Source organism: Spirosoma flavum, assembly GCF_042686045.1.
Taxonomy (GTDB): Bacteria; Bacteroidota; Bacteroidia; order Cytophagales; family Spirosomataceae; genus Spirosoma; species Spirosoma flavum.
The window spans coordinates 121,878-136,852 of the sequence record NZ_JBHUOM010000012.1; the positions used below are offsets into that span (position 1 = coordinate 121,878).

Consider the following 14,975-nt stretch of genomic DNA (forward strand, 5'->3'; position numbering starts at 1 on the left):
TGGTTTTATGTAGTTATGCGTTAATTAATTCAGTTGTCTTCAAATGAGAACGCCCTTGTGCGAAAGCATCCTGATGAGCGGCCTGAATCGTCGGGGAGGGTTCAATCAAGCCAACCCGTTCCAGTGATGTAAAGGCTTCTTCGAACATACTAAACATGATCGCACCAATCCCTGCTCCGCGCGCGGCACATTGGGCTCCATCGGTATTGTACAGATCCAATGTCGCTCCCATTGTATTGACGAAGGCCTCCCGGAACACCGGACTTAGAATCGAATGGTTTTCCTTCAAACGCTGGGCGGCTCGAATAACTTCCTTCCACCAGTCTTCGGGATGCTGTTCACGCCAACCGGGCTGGGGAGAGATAATGGTCATTTCCTGATCAGGACTGGTTGCTGATGCAACTGGCCGGGCCGTTTGCACATAGACAAGAGCCGCTTTCACAGACGAACTAGCAATGTCGTAACCCAGCAAATAAGTAGCCATGCCTTTTTTAGTTGACCTGCCGTATTACAGTGAATTATAAACTAGCTAAATGATCCCAATTTTTTTATCAATCTGGCATCACTGGAAAATTATGTGCCTTAGGATGGATCAAATTTTACCTATAGCATTTATTAGTGTAAAAATGACACTAATTTTTTAAATGTCATATCGACACACAATATTTTTTTGAAAAAATGGTTTGGCGATCACCTCCCGGAAAAGTGAAGTTGGTACCATAAATCGAGCTAACTCTCAGAATGATAACTAATATCCCTTGAAAGCTTATTGTAATCCAATGAGAGCCGCCGGAGCGGTCAATTTCGAGAACTTTTTGTGGGGCCGCTTGTGTGGTTATCGCTTGCCAGGCTGCGGGAGCGGTCGCTACAAAAGTTGCCCGACTCTTAACCATGCTTAATTCCCAAACACGTTCTTAATTTGCTGAAAATTTTACGCTTTGTCTGGATGCCAATCCAGCCGTATAGTCTGATTCAGCATGCGGCTTCTCCGGACGATCCTAGTTTGCGGGCGTACTGGCAGAAACGCACCCAACGAAAGTTGGCCGAGTTAGTACCCAGCAAGCAACGAATCGTCCGAAGGCAGAACTATCCATGTCCCGTCTGCAAAACGAGTTTGTTTACCAACGAAGCCCTGCACGTTCATTAGGTCAAATCGAAGCAGGAAGGGGCCCATGATGCGTATTGCAATCTGCGGTTAGTTCATGTGACGTGTCATCAACAAGTGCACGCGAAAGCATTCGAAGCAACAAAAACGAAGCAAGGAACCCTGAGCCGGTTGTCATCTGCTTGCGCCGGATGTGTCGAGAAGGCACAAGCCCGGTTTTGAGGAGGGAAGGGAGCCGCAAGGCTCCTGACCTATCCGACTATAATGCTCACCTATTGACAGTGCTTTACAAGTTGTAATCGCCTATTTGATTCGCATGAATGAAAATCAACTGGATGCGGGGATGGGTTGGAATCAGTTTTGTACCTCTCTGAACATAACATCTTTCCCTTTCAATCACGCTGGCATGTAGGCCGATGGGGTAACAGACAAGTCATTGCCGAAGCTATTATACACATTCATCACTCAACGCTATCTAATCAGAGCAAACGCATCAAACTTGTTGAATGACGGTCAAAGGGTAATTCTCATCACGGGCCACTTTTTTGCCCTTGCGATTAAGGCTCATTGGCGTTGGCTCCTGGCGTAAGGCTGACAAAGCCATTTTCGTAGTAAAGCCAGATTCTGAACTCCGCGAGGGTGACGTACCGGGGAATTATTTTCGCTGAAGACTACGTTCAGCCGTCCAAATCTAACGACTAAAACGGTTGATTCTTGATACTCCAAGGCTGATCGATGTAGCCTGTTGCTTGCTGGGCCACCAAGTTGGTCAACTTTGTCCAAACTCCATACTAGCCGATACGTATCATGGCTGGGTCACCGTCGCTTATGGAATAATATCATGGCACAAGCCCAAAAGGCATACTTTTCCAGTAGCGCGTTTCAAATTATCCTCAAACGGCCAATAATTAGTTTCGGCCCTATTCCTGCTGATCGTAACAAAGCGGATAATTCGCCCGATTCGGTTACCCTTTCCGCTTATCAATTGCATCCCGCACACGGGCAGCACTTTCGTAGTCTTCTTTCTTTATGATTCTGGCTAGCAATTCCTCCAGTTCGGCCATCGTATACTCAGCATAGGAGCCTTTTTTGTCACGAACTTTATCGTCAATAAAATAGCCAGATGTCTCCACTACGTCAAGCGTCGCCCGAAGCGGGCAATCGAATCGTACAGCCAGAGCAATTGCGTCAGACGGGCGGGCATCCATCACCAGAGTAGCTCCAACTGGCGTCAGGAGAACAATGTGGGCATAAAAAATCTCGTCCTGAACACGCGTAATGACGGCTTCTTTCATGATAATGCCTGTCTGTTTCAATGTTTGATAAAACAGGTCATGGGTGAAGGGCCGGAGTGGTTGCATTTTTTCCATCGCCACGGCAATAGCCTGCGCTTCGCTGGTTCCGATAATTAATGGAATACGTCGCTTGCCAACTACATCTTCCAGAATAAGGGCATAATTACCGGGTTTCGAGATACTTTCCGAGAGGGCAATAATCGACAGATCAATCATCGTTTGCAGGCGATCCATTTCGTTGAATAAACTGACACAACTCCCCCATATCGTTGAAGGGTGAAATCACAAACCCGTCGACAGTTAGTCGATATAAATCACGTTTTTCAACCTCAATCTCATACCCGTTGACCAATTTGATGTAGGTATCGGTATGGTGTTGCACCGGGATTTTCATTTCGGCCAGCGCGTAGAGAACAAATTCAGTTTCGTCGTATGTATTCATCTAACCAGTACGTTTTCGTAAATAACCGCTGTGCCAAGGCCGATACACACCAACGACGACAGTGCCACCAACGTTATTCTAACCGTTGGATTGGCTGCTAAACGAAGAGAAAACGGTATGCTGAATGCCCCAGCCGCCACCATCATCCCCACCATAGAACCAACGCCAAACAGTACCAGATAAAACATTCCCGCACCCGTTCCTTTTATGCGGGTTAGCACCGAGAGAACTAGGGCACCGCTACCCGCCAGTCCATGTAGTAGACCTATGCCATAAGCCAAGCCATGCTCGTGGCCGTCAGATGAATGCATGTGAGGATGTGCCAGAATCTTATTCGGCGCATTCAGCAACTTATACAGCCGTAGGACGCCAAGCGAAACCAGCATGACGCCTACGCTTGCTTCGAGATAGCGAAAATCAGCTTCGCGTAGCGCAAATTTACCAACCATGAAAACGCTTCCTACGAGCAGAATGGTGGACGTATGCCCCAATCCCCAGAATACGCCGTCTTTCAGCGCCAGCCCGATAGTTGTTCGACGGGTAACAATGTTGCTTACGGCGAGTAAGTGATCGGCCTCAAAAGCGTGGGCAAAACCGACGCTCAACGCCAGTAAAAGAGGAAGAAGCGTTTCCATATGGCTTACTTAGTAAGAGTCAGTTGACCAATGATGATCCGGTGGTTGCCCGTGTCGGCAATACATAACTGATCGCCATCGGTGCTAATCGAAAATGGCCAATACAATTGTTTATCCGTGCCAAAGCGTGTGCTGGCGTTCTCGCTTCCGATGCTAAAACTGGCATGACCAATTAAATTGTCAGCCAGTTGGTTGTGTTGAGTCGGCACCGTATCGAACCACAGAATCCGGCTATTACCCGTGTCGGCCACCAGCAATCCGTGTCGGTAGAAATGCGCGTCGTAGGTCCAGTTCAACGTCTGTTGGGCCGGAAATAACCCGTACTGATTCTGGCCATTACTCCCAAAATCAGGTTGCCCGACCAAAACGTCGGCCTGTTGCCGGGGTGCCGTGCGCCAGTCGTGCCAGATCAGGGTGCGGTAATATTGTGTATCGACCACCGCCAGTTGTCCATCGGGGCCGATTCTGACTGAATATGGCCAGATGGCGTGCTCCGAATCGTAGTCACGTTCCGTAAAATCAGGTTGACCAATCACCGCCGTGGCCGGGGCAAGCGATTCGGTCGGCATGTGATCGTAAAACAGCACGCGCCGGTTACCCGTATCGGCAATCCAAAGCCGCTGTCCGTCAGAAGTTACACCATAAGGCCAGTTCAGCGTTCGTTCGCTCGGCGCGGCCCCAATGCCTTGTCCGTTCGGTTGACTACCGGTAAAATCGGCCTGTCCCAGCACGATATCAGCCGGCTGTCCGTTCTGCGTGGGGAAGTGATTCCAGATCAGTACGCGGTGGTTCCAGGCATCAGCCACAATAAGCCGCTCGCCATCCGACCATAGTCCTGATGGGTATTGTAAGGTATCAGCGCCAACGCTCCCACCAGCATTCCGGCCTGTGTTGACCGCGTCGACCTGACCTAGTACAACATCAGGTTCGGCATATTCAGTCGTTGGTATCTGATTCCAGATAAACACGCGATTTTGGCCCGTATCGGACACCATCAACCGTCCGTCCACTGCCCAGACTCCGCGCGGAGCCAGCAGTGAATTGCCCTTACTTCCCCGAAAAACGGTGCTTGACTTTACCAGCGCGGGAAGCGTGGGTAACGACTGTGTTAAGTTGGGCGTAGTTAGTATCATACCGTTAAGAAGCTGTTTAAGTTAATTTCTTCGGACTAAAATGGCGGCTTTTGAGCCATGTCTGCGTTACTTTTTTCAGCCGTAGCTACGGCTACGTCCTCAAAAAGTGCCTTGTCCTAACTCAAAATCCACTCATTGTAGACGCAAATCAATAACTCAAACAGCTTCTAGCAGATTCTTGGCAGTTGCTCACCAACCAGCATATTCACCACCCTCCGACCGCCGATGCGACTAGTCATAACTACCTGACCGGGGTGTTCTGCCACGACTTCGCCGATGATGGCCGCCGAATGTCCGTAGTCGAGTGTTTGTAGTTTTCCAACAAAGGCATCGGCCACCTCCGGCGCAACAATAGCCAGAAAAACGCCTTCATTTGCTACGTAAAGTGGGTCCAAACCCAGCAGTTCGCAGGCACCGGCCACCTCATCAAGCACGGGAATAGCCGCTTGTTTCAAATCAATACCCAATCGAGTCGCGCCGACGTTTCGATCGCGGGCAATTTCGTTCAGTACGGTTGCTACGCCCCCGCGAGTTGGGTCGCGAAGAAGGTGAATAGCAGGACCGAATTCGTCCAGCAAGGCCAGAACGGTATGATTCAGCGGAGCCGTATCGCTGATCAGGGTGGTTTCAAATTCCAGCCCTTCGCGTACGGACATAATGGCCATGCCGTGCGTGGCAATGTGACCACTAACGATCACTTTGTCGCCAGTTCTAACGTTTTTTATACTGATATTAGCCCGTGGGTGTATTTGGCCAATGCCGGATGTATTGATAAAAATTTTGTCACCCTTGCCTCGTTCTACCACTTTTGTGTCGCCCGTCACAATTTGTATACCGGCCCGTTCCGATGCATATTTGATACTGATCAGCACATCCCAGAATTCGGCCATTGTCAACCCTTCTTCCAGAATAAAGCTCAGTGACAGGTACTTGGGGGTGGCTCCGCACATGGCCAGGTCATTAACCGTCCCATTAATAGCCAGTTCACCGATGTTGCCACCGGGGAAAAATACGGGAGAAATTACGTAGCTGTCAGTCGTAAACGCCACGCGGCCCGTCAGGTTCAGCATGGCCCCGTCGTGGTGGGTATCGAGCAAAGGATTGCTGAGCAGATCGAATACGCCCACTTCCAGCAATTTATTGGTTAGAAGTCCTCCGCTGCCGTGCCCCAGCGTAATAATGTCGAAATCGAGTTTCGGCATGGGACAGTGTACCCGCATTTTAGGTTGTTGAATCGTCATCATTTAGGCTTCGGCCAGTTCAGTGTTGGCAAAATGATAGTATGCGGCACAAGCCCCCTCCGACGAAACCATCGGCGCACCCAGCGGGCGTTCGGGTGTACAAATACGCCCGAATTGACTGCATTCATGCGGCTTTTTGATACCTTTTAGCACCAGACCAGCAATACAGTCAGGGCATTCGGGCGCTTTGGCGATAGAAACCGAAAACTTACGGTCAGCATCGAAGTCGGCTAACTCAGGGCGCACCGCCCAGCCGCTATTGGGAATGGTACCGATACCCCGCCACTCCCGGTCAACAACGGCAAACACCTGCTCGATGATGCGCTGGGCTTCGGGATTTCCTTCGGGACGCACTACACGGGCGTATTGATTTTCGAGTCGATAGTCGCCCCGTTCCAATTGCCGCACTACCATCAAAATACCCTGCAACAAATCGACCGGCTCAAAGCCAGTTACGACCATCGGCATTCGATACCGCTCTACCAACGGTCCATACTCGCCGATGCCCATAATTGCACAGACGTGACCAGCCGCCAGAAAACCCTGAATATTCGTATCGTCGTCCTGAATGACGGCTTCCATAGCGGGCGGCACCAGTACGTGTGACGCTAGAATAGAGTAGTTTTTCAGACCCAGTTGCCGGGCCTGCACCACAGACAGCGCATTGGCCGGAGCCGTAGTTTCGAAGCCCACAGCAAAAAACACGACCTCACGATCGGGGTTTTGGCGCGCCAGCCTGACGGCCTCCAAAGGCGAGTACAGAATCCGAACATCGGCCCCACCCGCTTTCGCGTCGAGCAGGCTCTTTGTTGAACCCGGCACCCGAATCATATCCCCGTAGGAGCAGAGCATCACGCCTTTTTTTTCGGCCAGATACACCGCCTTGTCGATCAGGTTGACGGGTGTAACGCAGACTGGGCAACCCGGCCCGTGTACCATCGTGACGAGTTCGGGCAGCAGGTTCAACAGGCCGTTTTTAACTAGGCCGTGGGTTTGCCCCCCGCACACTTCCATGATGGTCCAGGGGCGAGTGGTCGTCCGGTGCAGTTCCTGAAGGTATTGGTCTACCAGTTCGGGGTCGCGGTATTCGGTGAGGTGTTTCATAGGGCGTGGCGGTCAATCTGGCTACTTTCCACTAAGTCATCTAAGTCGCCGATTTCGCGGAGGTAGGCAAACGTTTTTTCGGCCTCTTCCTCATCCACAATACTGATAGCGACGCCCACATGCACAAGCACATAGTCGCCTTCTTTCGCGTGCGGCACCATATCTAAACTGGCTTCTTTGATGATACCCCCGAAGGCCACGCGGGCCATACGAATCAGCCCATTATACTGGTATTCGATGGATTTTATTTTACCGGGAATGGCTAAGCACATAAGTAGTTTCGGTTTTTGACTGTACAGGAAGCGGTGTTGTCAGCGCGTAATGGGCGATTTGTCCGAACGAGATACACTCGTCGTTGGGTGAAAGCTGGTGATGAAAATAGAGTTTATGAGCTGGTTCAAGTTTATGTCGCAGCCAGTCTACGAGTAGCGCATTCTGAAAAACGCCCCCACTAAAGGCCAACTGCCGGATGCCCGTTTGTTGGGCTAAAGCGGCTACAACCTGCACCAGTGTGTAATGAAACGCAGCCGCAATCTGGTCGGTTGATTGTCCGGCCTGTATATCGCGGACAACGCCTTCTACGACGGCTCTCGTTGGAATCTGAGTTGTCACATCGGGCAAATAGCTTTGAACGCCTGTATAGCCCTTCGCTCGAACGTATCGGGCGGCATGGGTCTCAAGCAATAACGCGGCCTCGCCCTCGTAACTAACCTGGTCGGCTAGACCCAGGAGCGCAGTTACCGCATCGAACAACCGCCCAACACTACTGGTTTTTAGTCGGTTCTTACCCGTGGCGTGTGCCCTCATTGGCCAAACTGCCGCATGGGAACCGTTTACTGACGCATGAGTGATCGGTGAGGACATAGGCCACAGACAACCCACAACCTCATTACTTAATTCAGGTAATTTAGAATACAGATGCCACTCTTTATCGGTGAACTTCACCCGTAGTATCGTGTCGGCACCGGGTATATTGTGAGCCAGCGACAGAGCCGAAAGTCGGGGTTCGCGGGGCATTTTGTCCTCTAATAGCGAGTCGAAGTAATCGAAGTGGCATACCCTATTGAACACGCTGTTCTGGTAGGCAATAAATTCTCCGCCCCAGATTTGCCCATCGGTTCCGTAGCCTGTCCCATCCCAGATGACGCCCAGTATAGGCTCATCTCCTGTCAACCCATTTTCAGCCAATACAGCCGCTAAATGCGCTTCGTGGTGTTGAACTAATTGGATGGGAATACCCCAGATTGTAGCTAATTCGTGCGCTAATTGGGTCGAAAAATACCCTTCATGTTGGTCAGCCAGAATTAGATCGGGTGTGGCGTCAAAGAGTTTTAGGAAATGGTCGAGTGTAGCTCGAAAACTGGTTTGCGTATCGTAGCTTTCCAGATCGCCGATGTATTGACTAACATAGATATTGCCACGCAACTGACAGGCAAACGTACTTTTTAGCGATGCACCAAAGGCCAGTACAGTAGTCGTATTTACCTCATCCCCCGCCCCGCTCTCCTTTTTTTTAGGAGAATACACGACGGTTGGCGCTAAACCACGCGAGCGACGCAGCACAATCGGTTGACGGTATGCTGGCGACAAGCGCACCACCGAATCATCCTGCGGCACAACAATAGCCCGATTATGCGTCAGGATGAGATCGGCAATGGCGGGCAGTTGCTCAAGAGCCTGTTCGTTGGTGTAGCAAATTGGTGACCCACTCACGTTACCGCTTGTCGCGACGAGTGGTTTATTGAATTTATTGGCAAGTAAAGCCAGCAGGGGCGCGTAGGGCAACATAACCCCTAGTTGACTAAGACCGGGTGCGAGTTTGTCAACGGCTACTTTAGACGCCGGGTTAGGTCGTTGATCGAGCAGCACAATGGGCGATACAGATCCCGTTAGCAGAGCCCGTTCGTCGTCGGCAAGGTAACAATCCTGTTGTAAGGTCGCTACGTTCGGATATAATACAGCCAGCGGTTTGGTCGGGCGATGTTTACGCTTACGGAGTTGTGTGATGGCGTTTGCGTTCGTCGCATCACATAGCAATAAATAGCCGCCAATACCTTTAATTGCCACCGTCTGACCGGCACCTAATGCATCCGCTACGTAGTCTATAATTTCATCCTGGTGATTAGCCAGCTGTTGTCCTGAAGCCGAGAATAATCTCAGTTCGACCGGGCAGTTCGGGCAGGAATTAGTTTGCGCATAAAACCGTCGATTTGCCGGATCGTGGTATTCGCGCTCACAATCGGTGCACATCCCAAACGCGCTCATAGTTGTTGTCTGGCGGTCGTAAGGCAACTGATGCAGAATGGAATAGCGCGGCCCGCAATGTGTACACGTTGTAAATGCATAACCAAACCGCCGATCGACCGAGTCAGCCATTTCTGCCCGGCAGGCTTCGCACAAAGCTAGATCGGGCGTGAGCAGCAACGATGCCTGACCGGTAATCTGGCTAGTAACAATCGCAAAATCAGTATAATAAACCGGGGCAACTTCGCTTAACGCTACCGACTGAATACGCGCCAGCCTTGGTGCTTCCGCCTGAACGCGGCTTAAAAATAGCTGCGCTGTGGCAGAATCGGTATTGATATAAATATGCACTCCATCAGCACCGTTACTCACCGCGCCTTGCAGTTTCATTAATCGGGCCAATTGCCATACGAAAGGCCGGAAGCCCACGCCCTGCACTTGTCCGGTAAAGTGAAGATGAAACGTCATGGAGTGGAGTTGAAAAATAAGTGAAAGTGGTCACTCCTCTTGTTTGTGTTCGCACAAATCATTTATCCAGATGGCCTGTGGTGGCTGATGCGAGATGAGACGTCACCAAATATTAACTCGCTTCAACGAGTAGCTTTGCTTTCTTCTGTTCTACCCGTGCCAGTAACCAGTCGCACCAGTCGTCAATGCCCTCACCGGTGGTGCTGGAGAGGGTCAGCACCTCAATATCGGGGTTCACATCGCGAGCGTCCTGCACTACATTTTCGACTTTGAACGGCACATAGGGCAGCAAATCAGACTTCGAGACGACCATTAGTTCGCTGGTCAGGAACATACGCGGGTACTTTTTGGGCTTGTCGTCGCCTTCGGTAGAGGCCAACAGCGTCACCCGGAAGTCTTCGCCCAGATCAAATGCGGCTGGACAAACCAGATTACCCACGTTTTCGATAAACAGCAAGTCAACGCCCGTCAGGTCGATGTGATCAAGGGCTTGGTAAATCATCTGCGCTTCGATATGGCACATCCCACCCGTCACGATTTGCAGGGCGTTGATACCTACGTCCCGCATCCGGATGGCATCACGTTCCGTTTCGGGATCGCCGACCAGCACCGCCATCGTCAGGCGGTTATGAAGCCGCTTACCGGTTTCCTGCAGGAGCGTTGTTTTACCACTTCCCGGCGACGAGCAGACGTTTATTACCAGCACATCGGGCAAGCGATCTCGAATAGCTTTCGCAACGAAGTCGTTGACTTTCAGTAGGTTCAATGTTGTATTTTCGCACTGTACGGCTCCCGCAGAAGCCTGATTTGATTTGGGTCTGGCCGTTGTCATATCTATTCTTTTAATCCTCAAATTCCACTTTACTAATCAGCAACTCTTCGCCCTGAACGACGTTTCGGCTGGGTTTGCCACAGCAGCACACAAACTTATATTGCTGCACTTCGGTCGTCTTATCGCACGTATCGCAATGGACCAGAATCGGCAGTACTTCAACATACAGGCTTATTTGCTGATAGCGGGGTTCATCTTCCAGTACGGCCGCAAACGCATTTTGCATCAAAATTGGCTGCACGTTCGAGAGTAACCCGGCTTTCAAATAAATCTTCCGAATCCGATTCATATCGGTAGGAAACTCTTCCTCAAGCGTTCGAAAAATGTTGCGAACTAATGAAATTTCGTGCATAAGGGGTATTCGTTCAATTGACTGTCAGTCAACTACTTGCTTCTTTCGTGGTGTCGGGTTTGAAATGGCACCGGCCACCCGGCCCGACACTACGAACACTAAATAATCAGCTCGCCCAGTCGTTGCAAATGCTGATCGGCTTCCCGGAGCAGGGCTTCATCAGCCACTAACAACCGTACTTCACTCGCTTTTCGGACCATGTCGTTATAAAGTGCCCGTTGATTCTGCGGATCATCTTCGCCTACGTACCAGCCAGATTCAAGGTAGTTTAGAATCGTTAAAGCCCGTTCGTAAGGATATGTATCGGCAGTGCGCACCCGCAGGGCATCGCGGTAGTAGCCAATGGCCTTGGCATAGTTGTCTGATTTGGCCGCTGGCGGATATTTTGTCAGCGCGTTGGCGTAGTGGTTACAGATCGTAGCATATTCATACGGGAATTCCTCCCGGTTAAAATAAGCCATAGCCTGCTGAAATGAACTCGACGACACAGCCGCCCAGATGCTTTTCTTTTTGACTTCGTCAGGAATCTCGGCAAAAATAACACCGAGGTGGTGTTGAATTTCGGCAAAAATAGCGGGTGCATTTTGTTGTGTAAACACCTTGAGTGCCGCCTGATACGCTTCCATAGCGGGGCGATAAAACTGCGGATTGCCATTCTGCGCCCAGGTGTAGAGCAACACGCCTTTACGGTACTGCGCATTGGCAAGCAGTTCGGGAACGTCTTCGTCGCGAAAGATCGTAAGCGCACGACTGATATAGCCTAATGCTTCGGCAAAACTATTGGTGAAGTTGGCCACCTGAGCCGAATCGACCAATAATAAACCCACCTGAATTGGGCGTTGCCGAGCTTCGTAATACTCTAATACATGCCAAAGTGCAGTTTTCGTTTGTTCGAGCAGGCTAGCATCGTAGGGAATTACCAACTGTTGAAGCCAAACAGCGTACTGAACAGCCAGCAATTCGTACCGGTAGTCCAGCAATCCGGAAGCAGAACTCAGTTCGGGTACATTGACCATCGCCAACACATTATTAGCTTCTGTCAATTGTCCGGTGTCGAGCAGTAACGTAGCGTACTGTTTGGTTGTGTAGGCCCGGCATTCGGCATCCGGTGCATAGCGCAAGGCCAATTGATACGCTTCTGCTACGTCGTCTTTCGCTGCGTCGGTTTCGAGGTTACCGTAGTGAAGCGCCACGGCCCGGTTGTGCCAGCGCTGGTAGGTGTCAAACGTGCTTGTTCCATCTATAGGACGCGCCGGTGCTACCTGTAATACGCCCGCTTGCAGCCGGTTGGTGAGGTCGATGGCATCGGTTAGTAAGGGATTATCACCTCCATGCCGGGCACCTCCATGCGGGGCACCTCCATGCCGGGCATATTCGTAGGCTTTCTCCCAGTTATCTAACCGCATAAACACCACCGACAGCAGATTTTCGGGCGAAAAGGGCAGCGGGCGGGGCAACAGAACGGGTGGTAAATTATCACTCCAGTCGAAGGGCAGTTGAATGGTTCCCCCAGAAACGAGTAACGTAGCTACGTCGGGGCTGGTATCGGTCAGCGGGGCGATCTGGACCAACTCACCAAGCCGAAATTCGGTTTGAATAGCTTGATGAACAGCAGGTATATCGTCGGTGAGTATTGTCAGGTAGTGCATAATGAGTCAGAGTATAACGCTCAGAATACCAGTGATTTTTAAGTCATAAATTAAGTCACGGTCGGTATCATTGAGGTCGTTGTCAATCAACAGTTCGCGGATATTCACCGACTTGTCACCCAGTAGATTCCGGTCTTTCAATAGCACCCGACTGGTTTTGTGCATCGTCTCGAAAAACGATTTCGATTTACCCGCTACCAGTAACGTTTTCCGGTCGAGGTAATACACGACATTCACCTGCGGATCGTCGCCAAAAGCCACCTGAGCAACAGAGGCTTCAATAAGTAAATAGCTGTTTTTCAAATAAACGGCACTCATGCCGTTTCCAGCAGGTTTTCGCGCAGTAAGGTCACAACGCGATCACCAGCAGCTTTTACGACTTCAGATAGCTTGACTTCCAGTTTCGTATCATCGACTGCAATGAGGTAGACCTGTATATCGTCGGGGTACTCATCGAGCAGAATCTTACGGGCATACGATAATGCCTGGTCCCATTTCAAGCTGTGCAGAAACACCATCGGATCGTCCTGAATAGCGGCTTCAACCTCGTGAGCGGGCAGTTTGTAGAGCGTACCGGGTATTTCTCCCGTATTGATCACCGCATCGACAATCAAAATCCGTTCGTGACCGCGCAGTTGAAACAGCACTTCAAAAGCCGACGTACCCATATCAAACAAACTAATTTCGGGCTCTTCACCAAGTGATTCCCGAAGCTGCTCAATAACGTAACAACCCACGCCGTCGTCACTACGAACGGGATTGCCGAAACCCATAATGGCGGTTTTTTTCATCCGATTTGGTGAGTGGGTGATTGAATGATTGGATAAGATTTGCGTCAGCTATTCAATCACTCATTCACTCCTTCACAATTTAAATTTGGCCATTTCCTTACCCGATTTGCCATCGTAGGCGTGAACGGTGCAAACCAGACACGAGTCGAACGAGCGGGCCACCATACCTACCTCGACGGGATCATTTGCATCTTCGATTTCGGTTCCTTCAAGAGCCGCTTCAATCGGGCCGGGATTGCCCCGGTCATCGTTCGGACCAACGTTCCAGGTGGTGGGTGCCATAACCTGGTAGTTTTTAATAACTCCGTTTTCAATCTCAATCCAGTGGGCCAACGCACCCCGTGCGGCTTCGGTAGCCCCGAAACCTTTACCGTCGCGTTCTTCCGGTTTTATATAAAATTCGCTGTTGAGGTCTACCTGGCGGAGCCACTCATCAATTTGTGTATAAATCCGGGCGGCTTCGTGAACGCGAGCTAACGCTCGAGTAAATACGTTTGTGCCCATTTTATCCAACACATCGCCAAACAGCGGATCATAAACCTGATGCGGCAATAGATTGTCCGGGTTAGCATTCATGATTACACGCGCTAACGGTCCGGCTTCTGCGGCCATATCCATGTAGCGTGGTGCCTTTGACCAGGTGTATTTTTTATTAAAATCCGAGTCTTGCAAACTGTGCGACTGAACTGGCGTCGGCAGCGGTTCATCCCAAGGGTGAGCCGCCGGCACATCTTCGTACCAGGCGTGGCCTACGTGTTCTTTAATGCTCAGGTGATCGAAGACATGGTACTTGCTGCCATCGTAAAATCCGCTCCGGCTAATTAGGGCGTCATTACGTCCCTCAATGGTTGGTTTCTGGTAATGGTCTTTGTGCAGATAGGTGCCATAAGCGATAAACCTGCCGACACCCTGCCCGAACTTGTGCAGTCCAAACTGTAGACTGGCCCGGATAAATAAGCCCAGATCCGAATTACGCTGCGAATCGTTTTCCTCCACCCAGGCCATCAGGTCGTCCCAGGTTTTAATCTGCATATACCGCTCGATGGAACAGCCTAGCCAGAGCGTTTCGAGCCAGTCTTTACGGAACTGGTTCATGATGGCGTGTGCACGGGTAATGTCTTTGAGTGTTGGCGCACACATAACGCCCCCCGGCACCATGTAACTCGAATGGGGCCACTGCCCGCCAAAGAGTGCGTACACTTCTACCGGACGCCCACTGGCGGTAACGCCCCGCTGAAACGACGTGCCCACATAGGCCGCAAAGCGTTTTACAACTTCATCGTAGAGGGGCTTGTTGGCGAATTTTTTGTTCGCCATATCGGTCGCAAAAATGGCGTAGAACCAGCGCGGTATACTCTGAATGGTTTCGGTTGCCTGCCCGATAGCCCTCAGTAAGAGCGCGTTGGGAGGGAGTGTCGTTTTCCAGGCCGTATCCAGTGCCGACGAAGCGCAATAGAGATGAGACCCCCCGCAAATGCCACAGATACGGGGTGTCACGATTAAACCCGCCTGCGGATCTTTGCCCTCCATTATTTTTTCGAAGCCCCGGAACATGGCCGCCTGCGTATGGGCCCGCGTTACGACACCGTTTTCCATGTATACCTTCACATCGAGATCGCCCTCGACCCGCCCAACTGGCGAAATATTCAATTCTTTATATGTTGCCATGTTTCGTGAATGGGAG

16 protein-coding genes are annotated in these 14,975 nt (G+C 50.8%); 1 reads left to right on the forward strand and 15 read right to left on the reverse strand.

Annotated features, from left to right (window positions below; translation table 11 throughout):
* Positions 1 to 13 precede the first annotated feature (13 nt).
* Positions 14 to 484, reverse strand: a complete 471-nt coding sequence (locus ACFS25_RS15225; protein ID WP_381502502.1) for an FGGY family carbohydrate kinase — start codon at positions 482 to 484, stop codon at positions 14 to 16.
* Positions 485 to 919: 435 nt separating this feature from the next.
* On the opposite strand from ACFS25_RS15225, the gene ACFS25_RS15230 reads away from it, so the two are divergent.
* Positions 920 to 1,147: a hypothetical protein gene (locus ACFS25_RS15230; RefSeq protein WP_381502505.1), complete on the forward strand. Its 228-nt coding sequence runs from the start codon at positions 920 to 922 to the stop codon at positions 1,145 to 1,147.
* A gap of 923 nt (positions 1,148 to 2,070) precedes the next feature.
* Here ACFS25_RS15230 and ACFS25_RS15235 read toward each other — a convergent pair.
* The 14 genes from ACFS25_RS15235 to ACFS25_RS15300 all read right to left on the reverse strand — a co-directional run bounded on the left by ACFS25_RS15235 (position 2,071) and on the right by ACFS25_RS15300 (position 14,959).
* The gene (locus ACFS25_RS15235) at positions 2,071 to 2,634 is read right to left on the reverse strand and encodes a bifunctional nuclease family protein (RefSeq protein ID WP_381502508.1); all 564 of its coding nucleotides are present in this window, start codon (positions 2,632 to 2,634) and stop codon (positions 2,071 to 2,073) included.
* The gene (locus ACFS25_RS15240) at positions 2,609 to 2,842 is read right to left on the reverse strand and encodes a hypothetical protein (protein WP_381502511.1); all 234 of its coding nucleotides are present in this window, start codon (positions 2,840 to 2,842) and stop codon (positions 2,609 to 2,611) included. Before ACFS25_RS15240 ends, ACFS25_RS15235 begins: the two co-directional genes overlap by 26 nt.
* A complete protein-coding gene (locus ACFS25_RS15245; RefSeq protein WP_381502514.1) occupies positions 2,839 to 3,477 on the reverse strand; it encodes an urease accessory protein in 639 nt (212 codons plus the stop codon). The genes ACFS25_RS15240 and ACFS25_RS15245 overlap by 4 nt, the downstream gene beginning before the upstream one ends.
* A gap of 5 nt (positions 3,478 to 3,482) precedes the next feature.
* Positions 3,483 to 4,610 carry an NHL repeat-containing protein gene (locus ACFS25_RS15250; RefSeq protein ID WP_381502517.1) on the reverse strand — a complete coding sequence of 376 codons (1,128 nt, stop codon included), beginning with the start codon at positions 4,608 to 4,610 and terminating at the stop codon, positions 3,483 to 3,485.
* A gap of 167 nt (positions 4,611 to 4,777) precedes the next feature.
* The gene (hypE, locus tag ACFS25_RS15255; RefSeq protein ID WP_381502520.1) at positions 4,778 to 5,854 is read right to left on the reverse strand and encodes a hydrogenase expression/formation protein HypE; all 1,077 of its coding nucleotides are present in this window, start codon (positions 5,852 to 5,854) and stop codon (positions 4,778 to 4,780) included.
* The gene (gene hypD / locus ACFS25_RS15260; protein WP_381502523.1) at positions 5,855 to 6,955 is read right to left on the reverse strand and encodes a hydrogenase formation protein HypD; all 1,101 of its coding nucleotides are present in this window, start codon (positions 6,953 to 6,955) and stop codon (positions 5,855 to 5,857) included.
* Positions 6,952 to 7,227 carry a HypC/HybG/HupF family hydrogenase formation chaperone gene (locus ACFS25_RS15265; protein ID WP_381502526.1) on the reverse strand — a complete coding sequence of 92 codons (276 nt, stop codon included), beginning with the start codon at positions 7,225 to 7,227 and terminating at the stop codon, positions 6,952 to 6,954. The genes hypD and ACFS25_RS15265 overlap by 4 nt, the downstream gene beginning before the upstream one ends.
* Entirely contained in the window at positions 7,205 to 9,667 is a 2,463-nt protein-coding gene (gene hypF / locus ACFS25_RS15270; RefSeq protein ID WP_381502529.1) for a carbamoyltransferase HypF, read from the reverse strand. The genes ACFS25_RS15265 and hypF overlap by 23 nt, the downstream gene beginning before the upstream one ends.
* A gap of 112 nt (positions 9,668 to 9,779) precedes the next feature.
* Positions 9,780 to 10,499, reverse strand: a complete 720-nt coding sequence (gene hypB, locus ACFS25_RS15275) for a hydrogenase nickel incorporation protein HypB (protein ID WP_381502531.1) — start codon at positions 10,497 to 10,499, stop codon at positions 9,780 to 9,782.
* A 10-nt stretch (positions 10,500 to 10,509) separates the two neighbouring features.
* A complete protein-coding gene (locus ACFS25_RS15280) occupies positions 10,510 to 10,851 on the reverse strand; it encodes a hydrogenase maturation nickel metallochaperone HypA/HybF (protein ID WP_381502533.1) in 342 nt (113 codons plus the stop codon).
* 98 nt (positions 10,852 to 10,949) lie between these two features.
* Positions 10,950 to 12,500: a tetratricopeptide repeat protein gene (locus ACFS25_RS15285; protein ID WP_381502536.1), complete on the reverse strand. Its 1,551-nt coding sequence runs from the start codon at positions 12,498 to 12,500 to the stop codon at positions 10,950 to 10,952.
* A gap of 6 nt (positions 12,501 to 12,506) precedes the next feature.
* Positions 12,507 to 12,818, reverse strand: coding sequence for a hypothetical protein (locus ACFS25_RS15290; RefSeq protein WP_381502538.1), 312 nt, complete (start codon positions 12,816 to 12,818; stop codon positions 12,507 to 12,509).
* Positions 12,815 to 13,291, reverse strand: coding sequence for a hydrogenase maturation protease (locus ACFS25_RS15295; RefSeq protein WP_381502541.1), 477 nt, complete (start codon positions 13,289 to 13,291; stop codon positions 12,815 to 12,817). The genes ACFS25_RS15290 and ACFS25_RS15295 overlap by 4 nt, the downstream gene beginning before the upstream one ends.
* 72 nt (positions 13,292 to 13,363) lie before the next feature.
* Positions 13,364 to 14,959 carry a nickel-dependent hydrogenase large subunit gene (locus ACFS25_RS15300; protein ID WP_381502546.1) on the reverse strand — a complete coding sequence of 532 codons (1,596 nt, stop codon included), beginning with the start codon at positions 14,957 to 14,959 and terminating at the stop codon, positions 13,364 to 13,366.
* Positions 14,960 to 14,975: the final 16 nt, after the last annotated feature.